This window comes from Anthropogastromicrobium aceti, from assembly GCF_020687335.1.
GTDB classification, from domain to species: Bacteria; Bacillota; Clostridia; order Lachnospirales; family Lachnospiraceae; genus Anthropogastromicrobium; species Anthropogastromicrobium aceti.
In genome coordinates, this window is record NZ_JAJEQN010000040.1 from 24,564 (window position 1) to 32,726 (window position 8,163).

8 protein-coding genes are annotated in these 8,163 nt (G+C 40.3%); 3 read left to right on the plus strand and 5 right to left on the minus strand.

The genetic code is table 11. The features are described 5' to 3' along the window. Positions 1-9 precede the first annotated feature (9 nt). Together LKD48_RS13200 and metF are read right to left on the minus strand one after the other, a co-directional pair. On the minus strand, positions 10-669 hold the full coding sequence (locus LKD48_RS13200) for a Vitamin B12 dependent methionine synthase activation subunit (RefSeq protein ID WP_308732240.1): 660 nt from the start codon (positions 667-669) through the stop codon (positions 10-12). After that, positions 666-1,532, minus strand: coding sequence for a methylenetetrahydrofolate reductase [NAD(P)H] (metF, locus tag LKD48_RS13205; protein WP_118615000.1), 867 nt, complete (start codon positions 1,530-1,532; stop codon positions 666-668). The genes LKD48_RS13200 and metF overlap by 4 nt, the downstream gene beginning before the upstream one ends. Before the next feature lie 267 nt (positions 1,533-1,799). Between metF and LKD48_RS13210 the strand changes: the two genes are divergently transcribed. Continuing rightward, the gene (locus tag LKD48_RS13210; RefSeq protein WP_308732241.1) at positions 1,800-2,492 is read left to right on the plus strand and encodes a phosphoribosylanthranilate isomerase; all 693 of its coding nucleotides are present in this window, start codon (positions 1,800-1,802) and stop codon (positions 2,490-2,492) included. On the opposite strand, the gene LKD48_RS13215 is transcribed toward LKD48_RS13210, so the two are convergent. Together LKD48_RS13215 and LKD48_RS13220 are read right to left on the minus strand one after the other, a co-directional pair. Continuing rightward, positions 2,476-4,143, minus strand: a complete 1,668-nt coding sequence (locus LKD48_RS13215; RefSeq protein ID WP_308732242.1) for a SulP family inorganic anion transporter — start codon at positions 4,141-4,143, stop codon at positions 2,476-2,478. The two genes, LKD48_RS13210 and LKD48_RS13215, sit on opposite strands and share 17 nt — an antisense overlap. A gap of 147 nt (positions 4,144-4,290) precedes the next feature. Beyond that, the gene (locus LKD48_RS13220) at positions 4,291-4,965 is read right to left on the minus strand and encodes a helix-turn-helix domain-containing protein (protein WP_308732243.1); all 675 of its coding nucleotides are present in this window, start codon (positions 4,963-4,965) and stop codon (positions 4,291-4,293) included. Positions 4,966-5,166: 201 nt separating this feature from the next. On the opposite strand from LKD48_RS13220, the gene LKD48_RS13225 reads away from it, so the two are divergent. After that, on the plus strand, positions 5,167-5,901 hold the full coding sequence (locus LKD48_RS13225) for a helix-turn-helix domain-containing protein (protein ID WP_308732244.1): 735 nt from the start codon (positions 5,167-5,169) through the stop codon (positions 5,899-5,901). Position 5,902: 1 nt separating this feature from the next. Here LKD48_RS13225 and LKD48_RS13230 read toward each other — a convergent pair whose 3' ends face one another. Further along, positions 5,903-7,375 (minus strand): SH3 domain-containing protein, encoded by a 1,473-nt coding sequence (locus LKD48_RS13230; RefSeq protein ID WP_308732245.1) that lies wholly within the window; start codon positions 7,373-7,375, stop codon positions 5,903-5,905. Between the two features lie 330 nt (positions 7,376-7,705). On the opposite strand from LKD48_RS13230, the gene LKD48_RS13235 reads away from it, so the two are divergent. Further along, entirely contained in the window at positions 7,706-8,044 is a 339-nt protein-coding gene (locus LKD48_RS13235; protein ID WP_308732246.1) for a helix-turn-helix domain-containing protein, read from the plus strand. Positions 8,045-8,163: the final 119 nt, after the last annotated feature.

The following is an 8,163-nucleotide window of genomic DNA, read 5'->3' on the forward strand; positions in this document are numbered from 1 at the left end:
ATTTGCTGCTTATGCATCACGGCGAAAGCTGCAGTCTTTTTTGCCGCAGGCCTCGCATCCTTCTGTGACGCATCCTGTTCTGATATGGCTTAAACCCATCAAAGCTGTAACAGATTTTTCAGGCTGCATTACGCCGCCTTCCGAAAGAAATAGACCTATTGTTTTCTGTGCGTTAAGTGCCTTCAAAAATGATGACTGTACATCCAAAGACAGATCTCCGTAACCAGGACTATACCTTGGACGCACAAAAAGGCCGTCTTTCGCAGCCTCTTTTTCAATATTCTTTTGACACAAGTTGCAATAGCACTCTATGGCCTCTGCTGCCGTTGACTGAAGTACTGCTGCCTTTGTGATATTTAATCTCAGATAACGTTCCATCAAACGATCTATTTCGTGACCAAGCGTTGCCGCAAAGAAAATGACTTCGCTGCAATCTTTTAAGTTTCGTTCCAGACTGTTGCTTAAAAGCTCCACACCACCTGCCTGCATATGACCTGCAGACAGATGTGTAAGTGCAAAACGCCGATATATATGGCGCGGCTGAGCCGTCCGCGCAACATCTTCCATGCACTGATGAATTAACATCATAACCTGTTCGTCCGGCTGTATCTTTTTGTAGCCGAGATAGCGAATAATCTCGCGTTCTCTCATCTGATTTATATCAATCATTTTAAAATCTCCGAAAGATTCTTCTGAATAGCCTCTGCAATCTGCGGCTTATTCATAGAATATACGTGAATGTGGTTGATTCCGTTTGCAATCAGATCAATGATCTGATCAGTTGCATAGGCTATACCTGCCTGCTCCATTGCCTTAGGGTTAGAACCAAAACGATCAACCAGATTTAAAAAGCGCTGCGGCATACTGCATCCAGAAAGATCACGTGCAGTCTCCACCTGCTTTGCTCGTGTGATTGGCATGATACCTGGAATCACAGGAACACTTATGCCCTGTTCTCTGACACGATACAAGAAGTTAAAGAAAATATTGTTGTCAAAAAACATCTGCGTTGTCAAAAACTCACATCCGGCATCAACCTTTTTCTTAAGGTTTATAATGTCCTCACTTTTATTTGCTGCCTCCACATGTCCCTCTGGATAGCAGGCTCCTCCTACACAGAAATCGCCATAGGCTTTGATTTCAGATACAAGTTCTGACGCATAATGAAAATCAACAAATGGATCCCCCTCAAAATCTCTCGGACGATCACCGCGCAGAGCCAGCACATTTTCAATTCCTGCTGCCTTCATCTCATCTAATGTGTTATGAATATTTTCCTTTGTTGCGCCTACACATGTTAAATGGGCAATCGTCGTTACGCCAGTTGTATCCTGAATCCCTTTTGCAATTGCAACAGTATTCTTTCTTGTGTTTCCGCCTGCTCCATATGTAACGCTCATGTAGCTTGGCTTTAATGCAGCAACGTCAATCGTTGCCTGACGAACTGACTCAAACTGTGCATCTGTCTTTGGCGGAAATACCTCAAAAGACAGTGTGATTTTTCCATTTGACAATATTTCATTTACTTTCATTATTTTTTAATTCCTCTTTCCTCTATATGGTGTGTTCTGTCGCATCGCTATTATACTGCAGATGTCTGTCTCCTAATGATGCTCTGTTCACTCCCCACTACAGCTTGTTTGTCGAGCTCATTTAATTTAAGTATAGCATGGATTTTACTTCATGAAAAGAAGATTTTCTCAATGGTTTGATATTGATATAAACTATACCAAAAGTACTTGCTGTCCTCTTTATTTTCCACTATGATAAACAAAAAAGAAAGGATCTGGATTATAACAATGAAAAAACAGGCTACTAAAATCAAGATTTGCGGACTTACAAAAGAAAAAGAGGCTGATTATCTCAATCAAATTCATGCAGATTTTGCAGGCATGGTCGTTTTTTTTTCTAAAAGCAAAAGAAATATCTCACTTGATCAGGCAAAAAAAATAAAGTCAGCACTTCTGCCTGAAATAAAAACAGTCGCCGTGACAGTCTCACCAACACTTGCACAAATAAGCCAAATTGCAGAGGCCGGCTTTGACCTTATTCAAATTCATGGTGATCCTGCCGATCTTGATATAAAAACTGCTAAGTCCATCTGCGAATATACAAGTAAGTTTTCTCTTCCTATATTAAAAGCATTTAATGTCTCTGATATTGACAGCTATAACTACTGGCATTCATGTCCGTCTGTCGCTGGCTTTGTATTTGATGCAGCTAAACCTGGAAGCGGCAAAACATTTGACTGGACTCTGCTAAAAAATCTTCCCAGGTCAAAAAAGCTTTTCATGCTGGCCGGCGGGCTGGCACCTGAAAATGTTTCAAATGCGATCTTTTTTTTGCATCCTGATGGTGTGGACGTATCATCTGGTGTGGAATTTTTAGAAAAAGACCACCCCGGCAAAGATCCTTATCGCATACAGGCCTTTGCCGAAGCGGTACAATTTGCAGATAAATTTACCTCAAAAACACTTATCGATTTGAATTAATCTTTTCTGCCTTTTCAATTGCTACATCAATATTCGGGCTAAAATTTTCTTTTCCAATTAATGTGTCAAAGCCAGCCTTTCTAATAACACGCATTGGCTGATCGTTTACATGTGAAAGAATGAGCGTTATCTTCTTTTTCCTGCATTTCTCATAAAGAGACGTTAATGAGTTCATTGCTGTACTGTCAAGTGCCGGAACACCTCTCATTCTAAGAATCAGGCATTTTGTCTTTTCTGTTACTGCAATCAGACCAATTTGATCTGCAGCACCAAAGAACAATGGACCTGTAATCTCGCATACACTGATTGATGATGGAATATCGCGCATACGCGCACGCTCTGCATCGCGAACCTCATCAGAAATCTCATCTGTATGACTCCAGTTACGCACACCAGTCTCATCACTCATGCGCTTCATAAATAAAAGACAAGCCAGTACCATGCCAACTTCAATCGCAACAACAAGATCAAATACAACTGTCAGCATAAATGTAATGACAAGCACTGCAATATCACTTTTTGGTGCCGTCTTTACAAGACGCACAAATGGACGCCACTGACACATGTTATAAGCAACAATAAATAAAATTGCAGCAATCGTCGGCATAGGAATCCAGCCGGCATATGGCATCAGCACAAGAAGCACTAAAAATAATACAACAGCGTGTACCATTCCAGCTACAGGTGTGCGGCCTCCATTTTTAATGTTTGCTGCAGTACGTGCAATCGCACCTGTTGCCGGGATTCCTCCAAAAAGCGCAGATGCAACATTTCCTGCTCCCTGTGCAGCAAGCTCCATGTTGGAACGGTGATTTCCATTAATCATGCCGTCTGCCACCACACATGAAAGAAGTGACTCGATTGCTGCCAAAATTGCAATTGTGAATGCATTTGGAAGTGCCTTCTGAATCACCTCAAGACTAAGCTTTGGCAAATGGAATGATGGAAGGCTGCTGCTTATTGTATACAGATCGCCAATTGTATTTACCTGAATCGGCATCAGCTTCACCATTAAAATACCAACAGCAACAGCTGCTAATGACGGTGGAATCTTCGCAAGCATCTTTACCTTTGGCATAAAAATAAGAATTGCCAGACATACTGCTCCCACAAAAACAGCATGCCAGTTTAGTGTGCCTATTCCCGCTAAAAAGCCTTCCAGCTTTTCCATTGTCTCAATTGTAGGCATTCCTACCGGAATTGTAACACCACAAAAATCCTTAAGCTGTCCAATCGCAATTGTCACAGCAATACCTGCCGTAAAACCAGTCGTAATAGTATAAGGAATAAACTTAATCAGTGAACCAAGGCGGCAAAATCCCATTAAAATTAAAATGATTCCTGCCAGGATGGTTGCCACAGCTAAGCCATCCATTCCCTGATCTGCTACGATTCCTGCAACAATAGTTGCAAACGCAGCTGTCGGTCCTGCAATTTGTACCTGACTTCCTCCCAAAAAGGAAATCACAAATCCAGCTATAACTGCCGTATAAATTCCGCGCTCTGGGCCTACGCCAGATGCAAGCGCTAACGCAATTGACAGCGGCAGCGCAATGATTGCCACAATGATTCCGGCAATCAGATCCTTAATGAACTGTTCCTTCGAATATTTCTTCAGACAGGTAAACAGCATCGGTTTCAGATCTTCCATGAAACTATCCCCCTCATTTTGTGCGTTTTTTTCGCCTTTACAGCGCACACGATGGCTATCGTATCATGTATAATTATAAACTGTCTACCCGTTTTTGCTCACAATTACGCGAGTATTCGCTATGTACGCGATTTTGTACAAAAATAATTACTGTACTGCCATACATGTTCCAATTAATCTGCAGCTGTCCATTCTTCTAAACCTAAGCGCAGTCCCTCTTCCATTAATAGTATTTAATGCATATCCCTTTTCTGAAATATGGAATTGGCGAAAGTACAGACGATGATTATATAAAAACAATGCATTTTCTCCCTCATTTGGAAATTTATCTGATAACAATAAAACATCATTTTTACAATATCTCGGTGAAAAATGATCGTTTGGAAGACGCACCGCCATATATACATTTTCACAGGCTGTCTTTACATGTTCTACATCAAAACTTGAAAAAGCTGCTCCATCTGATGTTTCCACTGCCGGAATCAGACATGGAATCTCACGTTCCTCGTTTACATCTACTCCTGCCTGCCACTGCGCTTCAATTTCTGCGATTGCACGTATAAATTTCTTTCCATGCTCTCCGCTTTCACGATAAGCAAATAAAAGCTGTTCTTCCTCCTCTCGTGGACTTTCCCCCATCAGGCTTTCCATTGATACATCCAATGTACGGCTAAGTGCCAAAAGTGTGTCTACTCTTGGATTTCTCGCTCTCCTGTAAATGATATTACGAATCGTTTCGATTGGGACATTCGACAGCATAGACAGTTTCTCTAGTGTCAATCCCTTTTTGTCCATCATTGCCTTTAGCTGTTTGTCAATCATTTTACAATTCCTCCCATTTCACTCTTGTTATTTTTTCCCATTTGAAGTATTCTATTACCAGAAGACTAAAAAATACAACGTCTTGGAATGAAACTATCGTATCACATGTAATTTGTAGTATGGTAGCTAAAATTACACTTTTAGTCGTTTCTACGCATGTACAAAGTACCGAAAACTATACGAAAGAGACTATACAATTTTATGACACAGCAAAAAATTCTATTAAATTTTATTGATAACATTGAAAAGGAACGTGTCAGGCTCAATCTGACACAGGCGCAGATGGCTCAGAAACTTGATATGTCTGTGTCCAATTATAAAAAACTAATTGCCGGTCAGTATAGGCGTCCGAACCTTTTTCTGGCTCAGCGCCTGTATGAACTGACCGGCAAGCTGCTATTTGAATTTTTCGATTTTGATTCGCCTAAGCTAAATGCAATTTCAAAGTTTATGAAGCTGTCTGATACTCAATGCTCATTCATAGAGGGCATAATAGATTTTGAGCTTGCATTTTCAACAAGTAAAGAAGAAAATACTGACGATTACCTGACTGTTTTGATTCCAACAGGCAATTGCGAGGATGGCATGATATGGGATTCTGCAAACGTCCGTAAAGTAAACATTGCACCTTATCGAAAACGCTATGGTTCGCAAATCAATGCCGGAGTTGAAGTCACTTCTAATCATTTAACTCCCGTTTACCATATGGGAGATATTCTGCTCATCTCACGCCGTCCTCCGCGCGATGGCGATACTACCATTTTTTTAAACACTGAAAATGGCCGTGCCTACCTGCGCCGTTTTATTCAGCAGGTTCCCCGTATTCTTCAGCCAATCAACGGATATGGCGAATCATTCTATATTGATCCCTATAATGAAGATGAAGTAAAAAAATGGGTCAAGTATGGCGTTGTTCTAACAAAAATGCGTGAATAAATCAGTCTTCAGGAAAACAAATTGCTGTTGCATAGGCATCAAGATATTGTGTGCCGGCTGCTGTTACAAGATTTAGCTGTGTAATCTGACACTGGTAGACCTCTTTTGTGCTGACACCATCCTCGGCCATACATGTTGTAAAGTTATGAAGAATCAAATCTTCTCCATTTTCTTGTCCGATATACATAACCACATGATTTTTCATTACAAGCAGCGTTCCTGGCTTCATAGACTGAATTTTTTCCAGCTTTTCTTCCTGTGTCATGCCTTCAAGTGATACAATTTGTGTTCCTGTCTGTGCCATGCTACCTGTATTTCTTGGCAAAATGATTCCAAAACATCTGTAAATGGCATTCATTGTTGAAGAGCAATCCATATCTCCATTGGAATCTCCCCAGCCATAAGCCATTCCAACTAACTTTTTAGCCTGATCAAGAATATTTTCCTGAGTCATATCAAGATAACCAAAATGAATGCCATCCTGAGCAGTCTCAACATTTGTTATCACAAGTTGGCCTTTGTCATCTTTCTGTGGGATGGATACCATAAGTATGCCCTCAGATTCCTCCTTTGCCGGAAGTGCTGTTCCCATGCGAAGTGTTACATTGGTACCTGCGAGTGTCAGTCTGGCATCTGTCACAACAGCTCTTTTAGTCTCCTGCCATTTTTTTAATTCGTCAAGTGTGCAGCATGCGATTTTATCTGTTTCTACCCAGCCTCTATAATTTTGTGCCTGTACAAAACTCCAGATTCCGTCTGCAGTCTGATGAACGATCACTGCTGCTTCTCCTGTCATAAGCATACTTTCTTGAAAATAATCAAATGAATGTGCATCTAATGAAGTGGATGCTTTTTTCCATGTTGGAAAAGCTCGAACTGCCGCATTTTGTGTGATAACACCATACTTAAGTGTAATAGGATCCAAGATTCCCTCTAAATTTCTTCTTGCAAGAATCTCATCCTGTGCTTCTTTAGTCACCGGCTCTCCCTCTAGGTACGGCCAGTTTCCATACGTATATGCTTCAATCCAAAGGCGCACATCATCTGCTGCGACATCTGTAAGCTGTGTCACATCTGCGACACCTGATTTTGAGTTTGCCATAGTAGCCTCGTTAATCTGCTGATAAACTAAAGCTTTTGTTGATTCCTCTTCAAGTGTCTGTTCAGCCTTTTGATCTTCTGTTTCCTTAATTTCTTCAGCATCTGTTTCATTCGCTGTAAGTGTCTGGCTTTCCGATGATGCTGCCGATGGCTTTGCTGCCAGTTCCTGTGTCTTTTTTTGAAGTCCCATAGTATTAACAGCATCTACAATACCTAATCCATGTCCGCTCTCTGGCTCTAGTCGAACACTTCCTAATACTGCCCATAACAGCACTCCTCCAAGCAGTACCACACAGGCAGACATTCCTATAATAAGTGGCTTTAGGCTAAGACCTTTTCTTTTATTTTCATGCGGTTCTTTTTTTCTTCTCAATATTCTCCGCCTCCTGTCTAAAACAAAAACAATATATCAGTTATCCTGTTCTTTAATTTATCATACCATTTTTCTCTTTTATTATGTTTTAAAGATTTCTTACAATTCATGTAAAAAATAATTAATGTATCTTATCACGCGTCAACGGAATTTTGAAATTTATAGTATCTATTTTATGATAATTGATACTATCGGTTTCTTTACCGTGTTCTTTGCAATTTATAGTATATAAATTAACAATCTTGCTATCTTAAATCTGTAAACTCATATTTTTACAGATTTATTTTTGTAGTATTTACATGAATGAAGAAAAAGGAAGAGAAAACTGATATGTCTGAATTTACGTTAATTGTTGGAAAAAGGATCCGAAAAGCAAGAAAAGCAAAAAATTTGACACTTGAAGAGCTTGCTGAACGCTGTGGACTTTATCCTGCATATATTGGTCAGCTTGAGCGCGGTGTAAAAAATGCATCGTTATATACACTTGAAAAGATTGCATGTGCACTTGAGCTTTCTTTAACTGACTTAGTTGGCAACAGTGATATTGTCACAGAAACGGCAAAAACTAATATTCCTGCTGACTGTAGAAGCATCATCTGTACGCTCCCGCCGCAATCACATGAGCTTATTTACGCACTGCTAAAGCAGATTATCAACCTTGAGCGCTGATGGTGCTTAAACTCAAATGGTTCGTAGAATTCATAAAAAAGCAGTAACTATTCAGAACCCCATTCGCAAAATCGCATCTTCGATGCTTCTATTTTGCTCATGTGGTTACCTCGCCATAT

Coding starts and splice junctions, on each gene's coding strand:
- LKD48_RS13200 (WP_308732240.1), bottom strand. CDS start 669: ATGATTGATATAAATCAGATGAGAGAACGCGAGATTATTCGCTATCTC.
- metF (WP_118615000.1), bottom strand. CDS start 1,532: ATGAAAGTAAATGAAATATTGTCAAATGGAAAAATCACACTGTCTTTT.
- LKD48_RS13210 (WP_308732241.1), top strand. CDS start 1,800: ATGAAAAAACAGGCTACTAAAATCAAGATTTGCGGACTTACAAAAGAA.
- LKD48_RS13215 (WP_308732242.1), bottom strand. CDS start 4,143: ATGGAAGATCTGAAACCGATGCTGTTTACCTGTCTGAAGAAATATTCG.
- LKD48_RS13220 (WP_308732243.1), bottom strand. CDS start 4,965: ATGATTGACAAACAGCTAAAGGCAATGATGGACAAAAAGGGATTGACA.
- LKD48_RS13225 (WP_308732244.1), top strand. CDS start 5,167: ATGACACAGCAAAAAATTCTATTAAATTTTATTGATAACATTGAAAAG.
- LKD48_RS13235 (WP_308732246.1), top strand. CDS start 7,706: ATGTCTGAATTTACGTTAATTGTTGGAAAAAGGATCCGAAAAGCAAGA.